This window comes from Rhodopirellula sp. SH410 (assembly GCF_055811895.1).
In genome coordinates, this window is sequence record NZ_CM147949.1 from 1,793,235 (window position 1) to 1,812,095 (window position 18,861).

Consider the following 18,861-nt stretch of genomic DNA (forward strand, 5'->3'; position numbering starts at 1 on the left):
AAATTGCTATCGGTCGATTTGGCGACACCGGCTAGAATGCTGAGATCATGGATGGAAAAGCAAGCAACCAGTGCCAAGAGTGCGTCCAATTAGCTGCCAGAATAGCTGAGCTAGAGAAGCAGCTTGCCGCGATCCAAGATCAACTTGCCAAGGCAAGCAAAAACTCGGCGACATCGTCCAAGCCACCTTCGAGCGATATCACCAACCCACCACCCAAACGAAAAAAGCCAGGCCGCCCTCCCAAACGAAAACGGGGCGGACAACTCGGCCATCAACGCCACGAGCGGAAATCCTTTCTGGATGAGCAAGTCGATCTCATCCTTGAGTATCGCTACGACGAGTGTCCCTGCTGTGGTGGTTCGCTATGCGAAGGCGACCTTGATTACAAGACGCTCCAGAGCGTGGAGCTGATCGATAAACCAATCACGATCACCGAGCACCGACGGGTCGGCCAAACCTGCCAAGACTGCGGAAAAACGCATCACTGTGCCTTGCCCGATGACATTCAACGGGCTGGATTGGTAGGGCCGAAGATGACCGCTCTGATCGGTTGGCTCAAAGGCGTTTGCCACATGTCAATTACGAAGATCAGAAAGTATTTCCGTGATATCGTCGGCGTGACGCTCAGTCGTGGCTTGATTCAAAAGCTCGTCGGCAAGGTCAGCCAGAGCATCGCCGATCCCTATCAAGAATTGCTGGACGCGATCTCCCAGCAGAGCCATCTCAATGTGGATGAGACGGGTCACAAAGACGACGGCAATAAACTCTGGACCTGGTGCTTTCGTGCCTACCTGTTTACCGTTTTTAGGATTTCTCCGAGTCGCGGCAGCAAGGTGTTGCTGGAAACGCTGGGAGCCGAATTCGATGGCACGATCGGTTGCGACTACTTCTCGGCATACCACAAATACATGCGACTTGATAAGAACGTCAAGCTGCAGTTCTGCATCGCTCACCTGATTCGCGACATCAAGTTTCTGTGCAGCCACCCTGAGCACGCCAACCAGGTTTACGGGCAGCGGTTGCGTGAAGACTTTCGCAAGCTTTTCAAGACGATTGCTCGCCGCGATGAGTTCGCCAGCGAAACAACGTTTCGCCAGTCGCTCGAACGCATCCGCAATGAGATCGTTTGGAATGCGACTGGCGAACAACCCGATACACAACACGCCGCCAACATGGCAAAGCGTTTCTACGATCACTTCGAAGACTACTTTCGCTTCATCAGTGACCCGCAGATCGGCCCGACCAACAATCTGGCCGAGCAGGCGATTCGGTTTGTGGCGATTCATCGCCGGATGACGCAAGGAACGCGTGGCGAGAATGGTCAAGCTTGGTTTGAACGGATCTGCACCGTGGTGGTAACCTGCGAGCAGCAAGGTCGCAGCGTGTTTGAATTTCTGGTTGAGTCGGTGAGCCAGTTTCTTCGGGGCGAGCCGTCGCCGAGTCTACTGCCAGCCTCCTGTGATAGTTCGTAGCCTCACTCTGCTGTAGTTTCAGCGGTGGAGATCCAGAATGGTGGATTTTCGGAGGATTGGCTCCTGCGTCCAATGGGCAAAAAGGGCTCAACCGATCGAAGTGCGTGCATCGACGGCAGCCCGCCGGATTGAAAAAATCATTGGACACTTCAGAGATGCCTGAGAAAACCTTCCACTCACGACCACGAGCGTTTAAGGTGGATGGAAATCACGAACATCACATCAATACAATTGTCACGACATATAGATCCATCGCAGCAGAGATGTCAGTGAGCTTGACAGGACAGTCCGTTGACTGAGCACGATGCATCGCTTCGGATCATCAGACACTACTCGTTCATGGCCGTAGGCCGTGAACGGTTACACATGAGTTAAGCAATCATTAGGGGGGAATAATGTCGATCGAGGCACGCCCCCGCCAAGAAACGCCCGACTCGACTGGACTTCGTCGCTACGAGAACGCTAGAGTGATCAGGTTCCCATGATACACAGATTTTTTGCTTGTTCACTCAGGAAGGACGCCCCGCGTGTTTGTTGCTGCTTCGACTTTATGTTGGCCCGATCTAGAACTGCAAGCAGCGATCGAGCTGCTCCAGGATCTCGACTTCACCGCTGTCGAAATCGCTATTCAGGATTCGGTCGGACCGGTCCGGCCGAACGAATTGCTCCAGGATGAGGCCCGGGCTGTTCAAATTCTTCGCTCCAGTCACCGCATGGACATCAGCGGCTACCGGGTGGAATTGTCCACAACGGGCGAAGAACATTACGAGCAGTTTCACACGCTGTGCCGGATCGCCAAAGCGACCAAAGTGGTCAACATTTCCGTTCCATCGGCTGAAAAGGGCACCCCCTTTAACGAAGAAGTCGAGCATTTGCAGCGGCTCGTGGCGATCGCTGAGGGCGAAGGCGTTCGCCTGAGTGTGCGTTGCATGCTCGGCTGCCTCAGCGAGGATCCCGATACCCTGCTCGTGCTGTGCAATAATATCGAAGGGCTGGGCGTTGCCCTGGACCCCAGCGTCGCACTGATCGCCTCGGCCGGGAATCCTGGCGTGGCCAAGGCCATGGCAGTCGGCAAAGGATTCGATCAACTGCTGAAATTTGTGACCAATGTCCAGCTCCGTGATACCAGCAAAGAAAAATTCCAAGTCAGCGTGGGTCAAGGCGAGATCGATTATGGCAAAATCGTGACTCAGCTCGAACGCGAAAAATACAACCGCGCACTGACGGTCGACATGGCGCCCATGGAAGAGCACGATCACCGCGTCGAACTGCGAAAACTGCGGCGACTGCTGGAGTCTTTGATCTAGGCGTTATTTGTGAATGTCAACATGCCTCACGACGGGCGGCGCCGTCGGTCGAAAATCCCAACCCATAGCGTTGGCCGGACGCGCCGGTCGGCCCTCATCGCCGGACCGCTCCGCCGGTCGGGGCTGGAGAACTCGCCCGGACCGCTCCGCCGATCTGGGCTGGGCGATGCCAGCGAGCATTCCGCGGAGATGGCTGGGCGACTCACCGATCGGCTCGCCCAACTCCACGATGGCACACCGCAGCACGGTTTGCAGTGGAACATGACCCCGCAACTCTCCTACGGCCGGCATCGCGGGCCGGCACGTCTGAATTCGCGACAGGCCGCCGTGGCAGTCGGATTGTATTTCGATCCCGAGCACGGCTGGATCGTCCCCCTGACCCGTCGCCCGCATGCGCTGCGGCACCATGGCGGACAAATCTGTTTCCCCGGCGGACGCATCGAAGCTGGCGAAACGCCCACCGAAGCGGCGCTGCGGGAATTTGAAGAAGAGCTCGGGATTGCCGCCGACGTCGTTGAAATTTGTGGCGAGCTGCCGGTGCAGTACGTCTACGCCAGTGACAACGAGGTCACCCCGGTGGTGTGCGTGCTGCGCAAACCCAGCGAGCCCTGGCGTCCCGATCCCGGAGAAGTCGACGAAGTCATACATTTGCCGTTGCAGGTGCCTTGCCAGCAGTCCCCGGTGGCCTCGATTTGCTACCAACGCGACGTCCATGCCGCAGCGGATCCGGAGACGCGTGTTGCCCAGTTTCACTTCAGCGCGCCGGCGTTTGAATACCAATCGCTACGAATTTGGGGGGCCACCGCGGTGATCCTGGACCAGTTGGCCCAGTGTTTGCTACCCAATTCATTCCGCTCGGCCGAGCGAACGAGTCTGCCAACTTGGCCGATTCGCTGTTGCGGCACAACCGAGGCCACTGGTCTACGAACCCCTTCCCGGTAAATTGTGTCCATCCTACTCAACTCTCCTTTTAGCAGGAAACAATCATGGCCTCTGATGCGGTAAAAGAATTCACTGACGACAACTTCGACGCCGAAGTCCTCAAAAACGACACCGCGGTACTCGTGGACTTTTGGGCACCTTGGTGCGGTCCCTGCCGTCAAATCGCCCCCATGATCGAAGAACTCGCCGCGGAAAACCCTGGCGTCTCGATTGGTAAGGTCAACATCGACGAAAACCCAGGTGTTGCGCAAAAGTTCGGCATCAACAGCATTCCCACTTTGCTGCTGTTCAAGAACGGCGAAATCTCCGAAAGCTTCGTGGGCGTCCGCCCCAAAGCGGCGCTGCAGCAAGCTATCTCGGCGGTCTGAGTTCGTTTTTTTCGCGGCGGTGCTCAAGTCCGCTGGCGAAAATGTCGAAGGAACGGGTAGCAACGAAATTGATGCTCCGAATGGAAAAAAACAGGCGTGCCTGGTCTTCCTAACCGGAGCAATTTCTGCGAAAGTTATCGGTGTCACAGGCGTTCTCCCCGAGAACGCTTTTCATCCCAGGACACCTGGGGTGAAATGAGGCATTGATTGACAAGGCGACGTGGCCAAGTGGCTAAGGCGAAGGATTGCAAATCCTTTATTCGTCGGTTCGAATCCGACCGTCGCCTCTATTTTTTGCTGTTGCCTCGGATTGACCGATGCATCCGAGCAACGCAAAATAAGACCTCGCTGGTCGCACCTCCTCAACAGGTTGTGCCCAGCAAACTAGTGGTGGCCTTGCGGCCACACAGCCGCCCTTGTAGCTCAGTTGGTAGAGCAACGGACTCTTAATCCGTGGGTCCTAGGTTCGAGCCCTAGCGGGGGCATAGACGTGCTAATTCCCAGTGTTTCAGAGCCCTTGATGGCGTGATTCACTGGGTTTTTTTATGCCTGATCTCATTTCGATCGATCACTTCCCCTCGAGCGAGCCTGGGCATCTTCATCGCCTCCATCTGCGTCATGGTTTTGGCGCCGAACCCAACGGCAATGGGATGCAAGCCACAATCGAAGGCAACGATTCATTGCCTGCCTCTAACCGCTTATTCAGCGAAGGCTCAGCCACACCGCACCCGCACCCGCACCCGCGAGCAGGTCCCCGTCTGGAAACAGCGACTCGAGTCGTTTGGACGGAGAGGGGCTAGTGAGGCGTGGCTCTGGAGCCCCAAAGCGGTGGCATGCGATAGCCCCGGACGTCAGTCCGGGGGCACAAGCGCTCAACCATTTGTAATCGCGAAGTGATGGCAGGCGTTCTTCGATCGTTCTTCCCGCAAATCGTTTGCTTTGCGAGCGACCTGCCGTCCCTCCAGGACTACGCGATCATCGGTTGCAACCGGTCCCCGGACTTACGTCCGGGGCTATTGCCTGCCGTGACTTCGTCACTAAGAGGAACCCCAAAACGCGGTTGAGCCTTCTGCAGCGAAGGCTCAACCACACCGCACCCGCACCCGCGAGGAGATCCCCGTCTGGAAGCAGCGACTCGAGTCGTTTGAACGGAGAGGGGCTAGTGAGGCGTGGCTCTGGAACCGCAAAGCGGTGGCATGCAATAGCCCCGGACGTCAGTCCGGGGGGCACAATCGCTCAACCATTTGAAATCGCGAAGCGATGGCAGGCGTTTTCGATTGTTATTCCCGCAAATCGTTTGGTTTGTGAACCACCTGCCGTCCCTCCAGGACTACGCGACGAAAAGAGCGAAAAGAGCGAAAAGAGGGCCACCCACTTTTCAGCTCGGGCTGCGGCTTGTTTTTCGGCCGATTTACTTACGATCCGGTCCTCGCTGAATGCTGCCACCGAGCATCGGGCTGATTCTGATCCGATTCTCCGATATCGGCGCAGCAGCGACCCCGGAGGGAATCAAAGCGGAAGGTTTTCCGAGCGGGTCAGGCCGAAGATATCCCGAGTGGGTTGTCACGGGCGCAGAGCCAACCTTGGCCGCGACGGCTGGCTTCCTCGGCGAGGTGTTCTGGGCTACCCGCTGCCCGCTTGAACACCCGCCCAAATCGGCTCACGACGTCGCACCAGGCATGGGTATCCAAGCCGATGCGTGTGAGGATCGGCTGCAAGTGCGCGGGGATCGCACCGACCTTGTCACTGCGGAGTTGACGGCCCGTCCAGTCGAGCAATTCCAGATAGCTGGCCAACGAGACACTTCGGAAACCCTTCAGGCTGCCTCGTCTGCCCGAATGATCCAGGTGCGGCCCGACGGGATCGCTCTGCTCGTCAATTTCGATCGGACTCATCCAACCACTGTGCTGGCGACCGCGACTTCGCTCCCAGTCATGGGTGCTTTGGCGGGTCCGATCGGAGCATTGAGTCAAGTCGTCAATCCGATCCTTGGCTCCGGTGTACTTGCTCGATTCAGGCGTTTCCGCCATGGCGGCGCGAATCGGGTTGAGATCCACGTAGGCCGCACACGCCAACAAACTCGCTTCATCGAGGAGTACCTGTGCCCGAAAACGCCCTTCCCAGAACCATCCCTCGCAACGCGATGGAAATCGGGATTGGCCGATCTGACCAAATCGGGATAATTGACTTTTCCGCACTCAAATCGCTCGTTTGCTGGCTGGAGCGGTACCACCGCAAACAAATCACGGAAGGTCTCCCATGCGCCCCGACGGAAAACCCGCCGCTGTCCCCCCCCGCGCCTATCGTCGCCATCGATAGTAAAAGCGGTTCCTCTCGATCGCGTGTGGGAGCATGCGATCGACCCGCAGACCAAACATCGAATTCTGCAACTCCTGTCGCAAGCAGCGGCCAAGTCATCACTGAAGTCGCCCCGCGGCGAGGAGGACAGTGATGAATAATTTTGCAATTAGCGCGAAGGCAGTTCTCGAAGCGAGCCCAAGGAACTTCCTTCATCCGAAAGTGACGGCGGAGCATCTCGAGCTTGATGCGGCCGTGTATGTCAGACAGTCCACCTGTGCCCAACTACGAGATCATCAGGAATCAACCGCACGTCAGTACGCGATGAAAGATCGTGTCATTGCACTGGGCTGGGAGCCCGACAAAGTGATGGTCATTGATGACGATCTTGGTCTCAGCGGAAGCGGCAGCGCCCAGCGAGAAGGTTTTCGCCGACTGCTCGAATTAATCACCGATCAAAAAGTCGGTCTTGTCGCGGGACTCGAAATGAGCCGCTTGGCTCGCAACTCAAAGGACTGGAGCGATCTGTTTGAAGTATGTGCGATTTTCAATACGTTGATTGCAGATGAAGATGGTGTCTTTGACCCCCATGATCCGAACGATCGACTCGTCCTGGGCCTCAAGGGAATCATCAGTGAGATGGAACTGCACACCATGAAGGTCCGACTGGAAAGAGGGCGTTTGAGCAAAGCTCAGCGCGGGGAGTTGTTTCACGATGTTCCGGTTGGCTATGTCCTCGACGCGCGTGGAATGCCACAACTCGATCCTGACGAATCCGCACGTCACGTGATGAAAATATTCTTTGAACAATTTCAAGTGATTGGTAGCTCTCACGCCTTATTTCATTATTTGTCTGAGCATCACATTCGACTTCCGTTTCGCAACCGACAAGCAGGGGTCACGAACGAGATCGACTGGCGTTTGGCGGCCAAGACGACCGTTTACGAGATGCTCAAACACCCGCTCTACGCTGGCGCGTATGGCTATGGACGTAAAAAAAAGTACGGTCTTAAATCACCACAAAAAACGTCAAAAAAACATCTTCCGCCCGAACAGTGGAAGGTGCTACTGCTTGATCGACATCCTGCTTACATTACATGGCAGCAGTACTGTGATAACCAACAACGTCTGGCCGAAAACGATAGTCGTCCCGACCGCAGTGGTCCGGTTCGCGGTGGCACAGCGTTGTTAGGTGGAATCATCAAGTGCGGCCATTGTGGTCGTCGCTTGTCGGCCAACTATCCGAAGAATTCTCATTCAATGTATGGCTGCTTTCGCCACCGAACGGTCGCCGCTGCCACGCCATGTCACAGCTCGATTCGTTGTGAGATATTGGATAGCTTCGTTGAAAGTAAAATCCTTGAAGCTCTCTCGCCAGCAGGCGTCGAACTGAGCCTGCAAGTGATCGAGAATGAAGAGACGCGGAGGCAACAAATGGAGAAACTGTTTGTTGATCGCGTCGAGCAAGCACGTTATGCAGTTGAGGTTGCTGAGCGAGGCTATCGTCATGTTGATCCGGCCAATCGTTTGGTAGCGGCACAGTTGGAAAACAATTGGGAGCAGTCGCTCATTGAACTGCAAGCCACTGAGCAGGAATTGAACGAGCTACGAGGCCAAGTTTCAACAAAACTCGCACAGGCTCAACGCGATGTGATCCTTCAGTGTTCTCGCGATGTGCATTCACTTTGGAACGAATCGTTAAGCATTGTCGATCGTAAAGAGATCATTCGACTGCTACTACAACAAGTGATCGTAGCGGTCCAGAACAACACTCAGCGTGTCGACGTTCGATTGCAGTGGCGAGGTGGATATGAGAGCGTTTACGAGATGACACGAACGGTCACACTGTATCCGCAGATGGACAACTATCGTGAACTCATGACACGTATGCTTGAGTTGGTTTTGGAAGGGCGTCGAACTCCTGAGGTGGCCAAGATACTTGAGCAAGAAGGCTATCGTTCGCCGCGGCACACCAAGCCGATTTCAGCGTCGATGATCGGTAAGCTGCTAGCGGACGATCCAACAAGTCGTCAGCAACTGACTGCCCCCGAGCCACTTGATGACCAATGGCTTGGTAGCGATCTCGCATCCGCGATTGGAGTCGCTGAGAAAAAATTGAAAGACTGGGTGACGCGTGGTTGGGCGATTGCCGACCAACGACCGTTCGGACGCGTCTGGTTGTTCTGGGCAGACGAGAACGAGGTACAGCGATTGCGTCGGTTATCTGAGCACCAAAGCGGTCAAGGTCGCCCTGCACCACCAGAATCACTTCGGACCCCGCAACGTACTGTCCGAAAGACAAGCTAGAAACTCACGCAGCTACTGCGTAAGCACACGACAAATTCAACTTCTTCCAATTGAGAGTTTCGACGCATGGCACCGCACGTTTCCAAAAGTGGCCGCGAGCTTTGTCCTCGGCGTTACTGCGGCGGGCAATATTCTCGGCGAGACAGCGCATGTACCAGCTCACGTCAGACAATCGCTGACGCCGCGAGGCCAGGACCTCCGGCTGATTCAGGATCATGTTCAGTTCCGGTCTCGTCGGCACGGCAGGGCTGCCGTCAGGGTTACGACGTTCGGGGAACAGCCGCAGCCAACGCTGGGCGACCTCCTCGTCCGACCACGCCGCGATGACGTCCGGGCGACTTCGTAAGACGAGGTGCAGGTGATTGCTCATGATCGAAAACGTCAGGCAATCGATCGCGAACACGGAGGCGAGGAATTCCATTCGGTCGCGGATCCAGCCCCTGCGGTGCTCGAAACAATCTCCCGTAGCGAGATCGGTCCCACAGAGCCACGCCTTGCGGACGCATCTCTCGATACAGTGGAGGATCTGAACCTCATTCGGATCGATCACTTCCCCACGAGCTTGCCTGGGCATCTTCATCAACTCCATCAGCGTCACGGTTTTGAGCAGCGAAACCATCGGCAATGGTACGCAAGCCGCGATCGAAGGCAACTATTCATTGCCTGTCCCTATTTATTCCTTTGTCTGTCCCTATTTACTCTTCTTTGTCGTCATAGGCATTGATTCGACCACGAAAAACACGAATCACACGAATATGACCCATGCTGACTTTTCGTGTGATTCGTGTCTTTCGTGGTTCAAACCGCACCCTGGTTGCCGGGCCGGCGAGCAGCTCAACCGATCCCGTTGGGCTTTTTCTACGCCTGACCTGCGGATAGGTCGCAATTCGACAACCAAGCTTGCGATGGCATGGCGTTGGTCGAGCGAAATTCGCAGAACGGTGCAGCGCGAGCCAGCCATTGGTTTCGAGCAGCCCAGTCCCGTCCGGGCTGCAGAGAATGGGTCGCAGTGGTCTCTCGCGGGGCGACGCTGATACGTTGCCAACGAATCGAGGCCCGGTCGGAAATCCGATCGGGCCTGGGTTCGTTTTCTATGAGTTGGTCCAGCACCCGTGGTGCGTGGCGGGATTAGGTTCCAGGGAACTGGAATCCACCCGGCAGTCCGAAGCCGGTGCTGGGAGGTGTTGCCGCTGCGGCTTCCGGAGCTTTTGCCGGCGCCGCACTGGTGGTGGGCGTCACAGGCGAAGGCGGGCTCGCCGCTGGCGTGGCTGCCGGCGTGGTTGTGGGCGGCAGGCTGGCGTCGGTAGGCAGTTGCGGCGACATGTAGCTACGCGGATCTTGGTAGCTGACGGGCGTCATCGGGATGCTGGGTTTGGTCTGGGGCGATATTTGCCCGAGCACCTGAGGTGCCTGGCTGGATCGATGGGCAGGGGCGGCAGCGATGATGGCGGAAGGCCCGGCGGCCGGTCCGATCTCTCGGGGCATGTTCGGTGAGGCGGACGCGGGCATCTCACCCATGTCCAGTTGAGCGAGCATCTCGCGAGATCGATCAATCGCCCGCTTGGTCGCGGGATCCGAGGCGGCTTCGTTTTCGTATACCAGTGACTCGTTCAACTGCACCTTCGCTTGGTCCGTTTGGCCTTTCTTGTAGTACAGAAAAGCCATGTTGAAGTGGGCGACAGCTGCTTTGTTGTTCGCTTGCAATACCTTGAGCGCCTCCTCGGTTTTGCCAGATTCAAAGTGCACGCTCGCGAGATTGTTGGCGTACCGAGACGTTCCCGGGGCGAGTTCGAGCGCCCGCTGCAGCGTTTGGGCTGCCATGTCATGCTGGCCTAATTTGCTCAGGGTCAGGCCGAGGTCGTTGTACAGGGCAGCGTCTTCGGGATTCTGAGCGATGGCTTTCTGGAAGTATTCAGCCGATTCGGGATAGCGGGCCTCGCGGAAGTGGAGGCGGGCAATACTTGTTAGCGCGGCACCATTTTTCGGATCGCTCTCGAGTGCCTGGGCGTAACTCTCCATCGCCTTGGTCAGGTTCCCTGTCGATTCCCAGAGTTGGCCGTTGGCGACAAAGACATCGGGCTGCAGCTCTTCGGGGTCTCCGTCGAGCGTCAGGGGATTTTCATTGCCCGGCTCTTCACTGTCGCGTCCAAACCAGCTGCCGATCTTGCTGGATGTTCTCGAGACTAGGCTTTGGGACGTTGTGGTGGTTTCCGATGCCACCTTGTCGGTCGTTGAGACCAGCTGGTTGGGCGTCTTTTCCTCGGCGATTGCCGACGCATCCGGTTTGCCCTGAAATGGATTCATCGACGCGAGCGACATCGAGCGTCCCGCGCATCCGGTCGAGGACAGGCTGACGGCACCACCAATCACAAGCGTCGCTAGGAGCTGCCGGCTGATGTCACGGCGGGAACCTTGGGAGCTGGCGCGGCGAGACCGCCAAACGTGCTGAGTGGTGCGTGCGTCGTCCATGTTTCACACTTCGTTGATAACGAGTAATTGTCGATCGATTGGATCGTTCTACCACCGTCAGAATCGGCATAGGCGACAGCATCCCTTAACCGATTTTGACGATTTCTCCTTTTTTTTCGCAAAGTCCTTGTATCCAGGTTCTATGCATCGCTCCGCTTCGTAGGCACGCTCACCAGGCGGTGCAGGTGTCGCGCCGGAGGTCCGAAGGCATGCTCGGGGGCGCGTGGTTACCTTGCAAACGCCGCATACCGCCCAAACCAGAGACCGGTTAAGTTATTTCGACTGGCCTACCCTGCCCGTCTTGGAGGCGTCCACCAGCCGACCTGCACCTTCGGAATCATGACTGAAAACGTTCCCATCCTCTCGCATGTCCATGATGGCTTGACCATCGAGGGCTACTCCCGCGCCGCCGTGCAGACGTGTTGGCGAGTGAACGAATTGAAATTACTGTTTGATGCCGGAGCCCAGCCGTGGGATTTCATGGGCACCCCGACCATGTTCATCTCCCACGCTCACCTCGACCACATCGCGGCGTTGCCCGCCTATGTCTCGCGCCGCAGGATGATGAAGATGGATCCGCCGGTGATCTATCTGCCCGATTGCGCGGTCGATCCCGCGTGGAAAATGCTGCAACATTTCCGGTCCCTCGATCGCGGTGCTATGCCCTGCGAGTTGGTCGGTCTGTTGGACGGTGACGAAACGCCAATCGGTCGTGAAATCATGGTCAAGAGTGTGGCGGTCAAGCACACGATCGAAGCACTTGGGTTCATTGTCTATCAGCGTCGGCACAAGCTCAAACCGGAATTCCTCGACTTGTCGGGCGAAGAGATCCGGAACCTGCGTCAATCCGGAACCGAAATCACGACCGAACTCCGCGTGCCTTTGTTTGCGTATACGGGCGACACGGCACCGCAAGGACTCGACAACAATCCCGAGTTCTATGATGCCAAGATCCTCATCAGCGAACTGACATTTGCCGCTCCGGAACACCGCCGCGACAAAATCCATAAGCATGGGCACATGCACGTCGATGACTACCGCGAACGTCAGCACGAATTCAAGAACGAACTGGTGATCGGATCTCATCTCTCGACCCGTTGTACCGACACACAGATCAAGCGATTTGTTAAGAAGGCGCTGCCAGACATGCTCAAGGACCGGTTGAAGCTATGGTTATAGCGGTGCGTCACCGGTGAGTTGTCGTGTCAAGGGTGGGAGTGGATCACGCAAGTTCTTGACCTTTCTATCGGTTTTCGGGGAGAGAAGACGCCGCCAAGTTAATCACCAGCGCGGAGGTTTTTTCGTTGAACCATGTGTGCATCACCCCGGGCGATTCCCGTTCGTCGCCCCTCGCCTCCTACTGAATACGTAACTGATCTATGTGGTCTTCACGGCTATTCTGGAAACTCTTTGCGGTCTATGTGGGGCTTAGTTTGGCTTTGGCCACCGCTTTGCTGTATGTCGTCAATTCGTCGCAGCGCTCCGAGTTAAAGCGTCAGACCGAGCAACGTTTATTCGAAACGGCGGTCATCCTAAGCAGTCACGTCCACGACTCGCTCGCCGACAGTATCGAGAATGATGTTTTGTCGCTCAGTCAGCCTGGCCTGCAAAGGCTTGTCCAACGGTTAGCCGATCAAACGGAATTGCGAATTACGATCGTGAATTCGATGGGCGTGGTCGTGGCCGACTCTGAACGTAGTCCCGTTTCCATGTTAGATCATGCCAACCGTCCAGAGCTCATTCAGGCCGCCAAGGACGGGGTGGGGACAGCAACGCGGCAGAGTCCGACGCTGCGAGTGGAGATGTTTTACCTCGCTCTGCGGGTGGACCTTAGTGCCGACCGTTATGCGTTCGTTCGGGTGGCGACTCGGATGGATGCGATCAGTCAACGCATGGCGGACACGCGGCGATATCTACTCACGTTCACGCTGCTGTTTGGTTTGATCGCGACAGTCGTCACCTACATGGTGATCGGCCGGATTATCCATCCGCTGGCGCTTCTAACCCGGAATGTCCAGGCGATCACCGAAGGGAAATCTCAGGAGCTGAAGCGTGTTCACAGCAGCGATGAAGTGGGAACGCTGTCAACGGCATTCAATCAGATGCAAACGGAAATTGCCGTACGTTTCGGCCAACTCCGCGAGCGCAACCAGCAACTGTCGACGGTGTTGGGTAATCTGCTCGAAGGCATCATCGCTGTCGATGCGAATGAAAACTTGATGATGGCAAATGACGCCAGTCGCCGGATGCTGGGTATGTCTGAGGCCGTGGGCCGGCCGCTGCTGGAATTGGCTCGCTGCCGTCCGCTGCATGATGCCGTGGTGCAGTGCCTGCAGACGGGTGGTACCGTGAAAACGGAATTTGTCACTGAGGGCACCGTGCGGCGGGACCTCGCCGTCCGCGCGACCAGCCTGCCTGGGCATCCGTCCTCGGGGGTGCTCGTTGTTCTCCACGACATTTCTGAATTGCGTCGGCTCGAGAGTTTGCGACATGAATTCGTCGCCAACGTCTCCCATGAGCTGAAGACCCCTCTGGCCTCGATCAAAGCCTACGCCGAGACGCTCCGCGCCGGAGCGATCAATGACCGGGAGAACAACCTTCATTTTGTGAGCCGGATCGAGGAGCAAGCCGAACGCTTGCACCAGTTGATTGTGGATATGTTGCATATTGCGCGTGTGGAAGCCGGCGAAGAGGCGTTTGATATCACTCAGGTCGGGTTGCGAAATGTCATCGATTCGAGTGTTTCGCAGTACGCTCAGTCAGCCCAGCAAAAACGCATTCGGCTGGTGGTCGAGCCGCCCAGCCAGCGGGCTGTGGTGATTGCGGACGAGGACGGATTGCGGACGGTGCTCGACAACCTGTTGAGTAACGCGATTAAGTACACACCGGAAGGAGGAACGGTCACGATTCGCTGGCAACTCGACGCAGGGCAGTGTGTCCTCGAGGTGCAAGACACGGGAATTGGTATCTCGCCCGAGCACCAAACGCGAATTTTTGAACGTTTCTATCGAGTTGACGAAGCTCGTTCGCGCGACCTGGGGGGCACTGGCCTGGGGCTGTCGATTGTCAAACATCTATGCCTCGCCTTCAACGGATCGGTCGATCTGCAAAGCATTTGGGGCGAAGGGACGACGTTTCGAGTGTCTCTGCCGGCCGCTGTGGATCCATGAGCCCCGTGCCCCATCTCGGCTAGCGGTTGGTTTGGTATTCGCCCATCGCTCGGTCACCCCTGACAGACTGGGAGTGTCCGCCCGCCACACAAAGGACCCGCCGGGAAGTTTTTGCACTTCGCTGCAGGGGCAACTCGCCACGCGTTTACCGTCAATCTCGCGGCCTGGTGGGCACGCATTTCAAGGATGTTTTGCTGGTTTGCTTGCGCGCGGGTGCTTAGGTTTCATTCAGCACACACGCCGTCTTAACGCAATCTTCATCTTCCTGCTCTAGGATCTCAGCACAACACGCATGGTACAGCAACCCTGACAGGAGATATTTCGATGGCGCTGAGGAACTCTGCATCACTCTGGATTCATTTGCCATGCATTCTCGTGGGGACGCTTGGCTTGGCCGGTGTGTTCCTTTCGGGAGGTTGTCGCGACCGCGGAGGGGCGAATGGCGCGGTGGAAACCATCGATATCGATGATCTCGGCAGCGAAGTCAGGGAGATTGAGGGCGCGATTAGTATTGATGGTTCGAGCACCGTCGCACCGATCAGTACCGCTGCGGCAGAATCGTTCGAAAAGGACTACCGGAATGTTCGCGTCACCGTCGCAATTTCCGGTACCGGAGGTGGGTTCGGTCGCTTTGCGCACGGTGAAACTGATATTTCGGATGCGTCGCGTCCCATCAAGGCTGATGAGTTGGCGGAGTGTCAGAAGCACGGCGTCGGTTTTGTGGAACTACCGATCGCGTACGATGGGCTCTCAATCGTCGTCAATAAAGCAAATGACTTCGTCGATTCTCTGACGGTTGATCAGTTGAAGATGATCTTTCTAAAAGAGGGTGGGGCGAAAACGTGGGCCGACGTCAATCCGGATTGGCCTGACATGCAGATCAAAATCTATGCTCCGGGAACAGACTCGGGAACCTTTGATTATTTCTTTGGCGATGTGGTGGCGAAGAACCAAGACAGTGAGCACCCACGCGATGACATGTCCGTCAGCGAAGACGACAACAACTTGGTCAATGGCGTTGCCGGAGAGAAAGGCGCGATCGGCTTTTTTGGGGCGTCCTATTACTTTGCCAACGAAGACAAAATCAAAGCGGTGAAAATCGTCAACCCAGAAACGGGGCTCGCTGTCGGCCCGACAGCGACAACGATCGAGGACGGTACCTACGCACCATTCGGACGCCCCTTGTTCCTATACGTCAATGAGAAATCGTTGAAGCGTCCCGAAGTGAAGCAGTTCGTAACGTTCTACTTGCGAAACGCGGGTTCTCTCGCCGAGCAGGTGAATTATGTTGCTTTGCCCGCAGAGATCTACGAGCGGGCGACCGATCATTTTGAAAACCGTCTTGCCGGCACGCACTTTCTCAATGCGGCCATGGAGAAGCAGTCCGGCACTTTGGCAGAGCGATACCAAGCCGACAATCTCGTCGGCGCGGAGTAGCCTGTGTCTGTTGACCTATCCTCGCGAGATATCTCGCAGCTTGTCCATCAGCCGTCGCGGCGTCGGTCTCGTACGGTCGCGCGTCTCCGGGACCGCTGCGTTCGCGGGGTACTGTTGGCCTGCTCGGCCTTGTCGGTATTCATCACGTTCACGATTATCATCGTGCTCTTGAGGGAATCGATTCGATTTTTTGGCCTCGACAACGTTCGGTTTGCTGATTTCATCGGTGGCACGAAGTGGTCCCCTTTGATCGGTGGCGAAATCGGGGTGTGGCCACTGATCTGTGGCACGCTGCTGGTGACGGGGGTCGCCATGGTTGTCGCACTGCCGCTTGGGATGGTCACTGCGATCTATCTGAGTGAGTATGCCTCTCGCCGGCTACGGTCCCTCCTGAAACCGACCTTGGAAGTGCTCGCGGGCGTTCCAACAGTGGTGTATGGCTACTTTGCACTGATGGTGATTACGCCGGGGCTAAAGTTTTTGCATGAAGGGTTCAATATATACAATGCCTTCAGTGCGGGGATTGCGGTGGGGATTCTATGCTTGCCAACGGTGTGTTCGCTGGCAGAGGATGCCCTCCGGGCCGTCCCCCGCAGCCTTCGGGATGCAGCCTATGGGTTGGGTGCGACCCGGTTTGATGTCGCCACCACGGTCGTGGTTCCGGCGGCACTCTCGGGAATCGTTTCGGCTTGCCTGTTGTCGATCTCGCGTGCGATCGGTGAAACGATGATTGTCGCGTTGGCCGCGGGAGCGACGGCACGCATGACAATCGACCCGCGGCAAGAGGTGCAGACCATGACGGGATGGATCGTGCAGATGTGCCTGGGCGACGCGAGCCACCAGGGCATGGGATACTCCTCGATGTATGCCGTCGCGGCAGTCTTGTTCCTCATCACGTTTTCGTTAACCGTGATGGGCACCCTGGTTCGCAATCGATTCCGTGAGCAGTATCAATGAACATCGACATGGAAGATCCGCTGCCCGCGCTCGGTGGTAACGAACTCGTGCCGCAGCCACCTCGCGTGGACGAGTCGCAGCACCGATCGCTGAAACTTCGCCACCGCATCGACCGCTGGTTCGTGCTCTTCTGCATGCTGACGGCCCTGGCTTCGGTCGTGATCCTGGCCGTTCTATTGGGCTCGATTCTGTATGCGGGGCTGCCAGGAATGAATTGGAACTTCATCCGTTCAGCACCGAGTTCGGTAGCGTCTGATGCAGGGATTCAACCTGCCATGTTCGGTTCGATCTGGGTCTGTAGCGTGTGCGCTCTATTTGCACTGCCAATCGGCGTTGCCACAGCCATTTTTCTGGAAGAGTTTCCCGCCCGGGGCAAGCTCGCAAAAATGTTTCAGAGCTTTGTGCAGCTAAACATCAGTAATCTGGCCAGCGTGCCATCGGTGGTTTACGGGATGATTGGATTGACTGTGTTTGCGGGAATGTTTGGCCTCTTGGGGAGTTCCCAGGCTCCGGCGGTGGAAGTGGGTGCGACCTATTACCACCAATTCCTCAGTGAGGGTGATCGCATTCTGCGCGTCCCGGTGGTCAGCCAGCAGGCCGCAGCGACGGTTGTGCGGGATCCGATGACTGCGTTGACCAGTGCTGGGCAGACGGTGCAGGTCAACGTGATTGGAGCGCGCGATCGGTTGCCGAAATCCCCGGAACTGCGTGCGGTCACTCTACGCAGTGATGCCGAGTCGGGCATCATCAGCGACAAGGCCTGGTACTATTTTCGATTCCCGTTCGGTCGCGGCGTTCTGACGGGCGGCCTGACATTGATGCTGGTCATTTTGCCGGTTGTGATCATCGCCTCGCAAGAAGCGTTGCGGGGCGTGCCGGAATCTTTGCGAGAAGCTTCCTTTGGGATTGGAGCCACGCGGTGGCAAACCGTTCAAAACGTCACACTGCCCTGCGCCATCCCGGGGATCATGACCGGGTCCATCCTAGCGATGAGCCGGGCGATCGGCGAAGCGGCGCCCATCTTGATCATCTGCGGTATTATTTACGTGGGGTCCAGCCCAGCAAACCTGATGGATGATTTCTCGGTAATGCCACTGCAGATTTTTAATTGGGCCTCCCAGCCTCAGCACGAATTTCACGCTGTTGCGGCGCAGGGAATCATTGTGCTCCTTGTGATTCTCCTTTCGTTCAATGCAATCGCTGTGTTCATTCGTCACACCGCACAGAAATCACTGTCATGACAACAATCAAAATCAAACAGAATCCGGCGGTCACAGTGGAACCTGAACGCATCAACTCGCTCGGGTTGTCCGCTCTACGGACACCGCTGGGGGGGCTTCAGTCGGGCCCTGATGACATCGCGTCGAAAGCGTCTACCGATATCGCGATCTCATTTAAAAACTTCAATGCACACTATGGTGATTTCCAAGCGATCAATCACATCAACTTGCAGATCCCTTCGAAGCAAGTGACCAGCTTTATCGGCCCGAGCGGGTGCGGCAAAACAACGCTCTTGCGATGGATTAATCGCATGAATGATATTGTGCCCACCGCTCGTGCAACCGGCCAACTGCATCTGCATGATCTGGATGTTTTGGCCTCGAGCACGGACGTGGTCGACCTGCGCCGCCAGGTCGGGATTGTATTTCAAAAGCCGAATCCATTCCCGAAATCGATTTATGATAACGTCGCCTACGGCGCTCGCTTACACCTGAAACTATCACGATCGGAACTCGATGAATTGGTCGAATGGTCATTGCGTAAGGCAGCGGTCTGGAGTGAAGTGAAAGATCGCCTTCGCAAACCCGCCCTCGGTTTGAGCGGTGGGCAGCAGCAACGCGTCTGTATCGCTCGGACCATTGCGACCGGCCCGGAAGTGTTGCTGATGGACGAACCCTGTTCGGCGCTCGATCCGATTTCTACTAGCGCGATCGAGGATCTGATTTTTGAGTTGCGTCAGCAATTCACGATTGTCATTGTGACGCACAATATGCAGCAGGCATCTCGTGTCTCCGACATGACCGCGTTCTTCTATCAGGGGAGAGTGGTTGAGTTTGGTACGACCGATCAAGTCTTTACCTGTCCGGCCGTGAAGCAGACGGAAGATTACGTCACCGGCAAATTTGGGTAAGAT

14 protein-coding genes and 2 tRNA genes are annotated in these 18,861 nt (G+C 56.6%); 13 read left to right on the top strand and 3 right to left on the bottom strand.

Annotated features, from left to right (window positions below; all coding sequences use genetic code 11):
• The first annotated feature begins 47 nt into the window (after nt 1–47).
• The 6 genes from tnpC (at nt 48) to SH410x_RS06745 (ending at nt 4,574) form a co-directional block, all read left to right on the top strand.
• A complete protein-coding gene (gene tnpC / locus SH410x_RS06720) occupies nt 48–1,472 on the top strand; it encodes an IS66 family transposase (protein WP_473669496.1) in 1,425 nt (474 codons plus the stop codon).
• A gap of 527 nt (nt 1,473–1,999) precedes the next feature.
• Entirely contained in the window at nt 2,000–2,779 is a 780-nt protein-coding gene (locus SH410x_RS06725) for a sugar phosphate isomerase/epimerase family protein (protein WP_473675733.1), read from the top strand.
• A 21-nt stretch (nt 2,780–2,800) separates the two neighbouring features.
• Nucleotides 2,801–3,721 (top strand): NUDIX hydrolase, encoded by a 921-nt coding sequence (locus tag SH410x_RS06730; protein ID WP_473675734.1) that lies wholly within the window; start codon nt 2,801–2,803, stop codon nt 3,719–3,721.
• Nucleotides 3,722–3,765: 44 nt separating this feature from the next.
• A complete protein-coding gene (gene trxA / locus SH410x_RS06735; protein WP_473675735.1) occupies nt 3,766–4,089 on the top strand; it encodes a thioredoxin in 324 nt (107 codons plus the stop codon).
• A gap of 214 nt (nt 4,090–4,303) precedes the next feature.
• A tRNA-Cys gene (locus tag SH410x_RS06740) sits at nt 4,304–4,376 on the top strand.
• Between the two features lie 125 nt (nt 4,377–4,501).
• A tRNA-Lys gene (locus tag SH410x_RS06745) sits at nt 4,502–4,574 on the top strand.
• 1,050 nt (nt 4,575–5,624) lie between these two features.
• Here SH410x_RS06745 and SH410x_RS06750 read toward each other — a convergent pair.
• A complete protein-coding gene (locus tag SH410x_RS06750) occupies nt 5,625–6,287 on the bottom strand; it encodes a hypothetical protein (RefSeq protein ID WP_473675736.1) in 663 nt (220 codons plus the stop codon).
• 253 nt (nt 6,288–6,540) lie between these two features.
• On the opposite strand from SH410x_RS06750, the gene SH410x_RS06755 reads away from it, so the two are divergent.
• A complete protein-coding gene (locus tag SH410x_RS06755; RefSeq protein ID WP_473669771.1) occupies nt 6,541–8,694 on the top strand; it encodes a recombinase family protein in 2,154 nt (717 codons plus the stop codon).
• Between the two features lie 4 nt (nt 8,695–8,698).
• Here the strand turns inward: SH410x_RS06755 and SH410x_RS06760 are convergent, their stop codons facing one another.
• Together SH410x_RS06760 and SH410x_RS06765 are read right to left on the bottom strand one after the other, a co-directional pair.
• A complete protein-coding gene (locus SH410x_RS06760) occupies nt 8,699–9,313 on the bottom strand; it encodes a transposase (protein WP_473675737.1) in 615 nt (204 codons plus the stop codon).
• A gap of 509 nt (nt 9,314–9,822) precedes the next feature.
• Nucleotides 9,823–11,163, bottom strand: coding sequence for a tetratricopeptide repeat protein (locus SH410x_RS06765; RefSeq protein WP_473675738.1), 1,341 nt, complete (start codon nt 11,161–11,163; stop codon nt 9,823–9,825).
• Between the two features lie 339 nt (nt 11,164–11,502).
• Between SH410x_RS06765 and SH410x_RS06770 the strand changes: the two genes are divergently transcribed.
• From SH410x_RS06770 to pstB, 6 genes are all read left to right on the top strand, one after another.
• Complete coding sequence (locus tag SH410x_RS06770) at nt 11,503–12,342, top strand: MBL fold metallo-hydrolase (protein WP_473675739.1); 840 nt, start codon at nt 11,503–11,505, stop codon at nt 12,340–12,342.
• Nucleotides 12,343–12,542: 200 nt separating this feature from the next.
• A complete protein-coding gene (locus tag SH410x_RS06775) occupies nt 12,543–14,333 on the top strand; it encodes a sensor histidine kinase (RefSeq protein ID WP_473675740.1) in 1,791 nt (596 codons plus the stop codon).
• A gap of 324 nt (nt 14,334–14,657) precedes the next feature.
• Nucleotides 14,658–15,770, top strand: coding sequence for a PstS family phosphate ABC transporter substrate-binding protein (locus tag SH410x_RS06780; protein WP_473675742.1), 1,113 nt, complete (start codon nt 14,658–14,660; stop codon nt 15,768–15,770).
• Between the two features lie 3 nt (nt 15,771–15,773).
• Nucleotides 15,774–16,727, top strand: a complete 954-nt coding sequence (pstC, locus tag SH410x_RS06785) for a phosphate ABC transporter permease subunit PstC (protein WP_473675743.1) — start codon at nt 15,774–15,776, stop codon at nt 16,725–16,727.
• On the top strand, nt 16,724–17,968 hold the full coding sequence (locus SH410x_RS06790; RefSeq protein WP_473675744.1) for a PstA family ABC transporter permease: 1,245 nt from the start codon (nt 16,724–16,726) through the stop codon (nt 17,966–17,968). Before pstC ends, SH410x_RS06790 begins: the two co-directional genes overlap by 4 nt.
• Nucleotides 17,965–18,858, top strand: a complete 894-nt coding sequence (gene pstB / locus SH410x_RS06795) for a phosphate ABC transporter ATP-binding protein PstB (RefSeq protein WP_473675745.1) — start codon at nt 17,965–17,967, stop codon at nt 18,856–18,858. The genes SH410x_RS06790 and pstB overlap by 4 nt, the downstream gene beginning before the upstream one ends.
• Nucleotides 18,859–18,861: the final 3 nt, after the last annotated feature.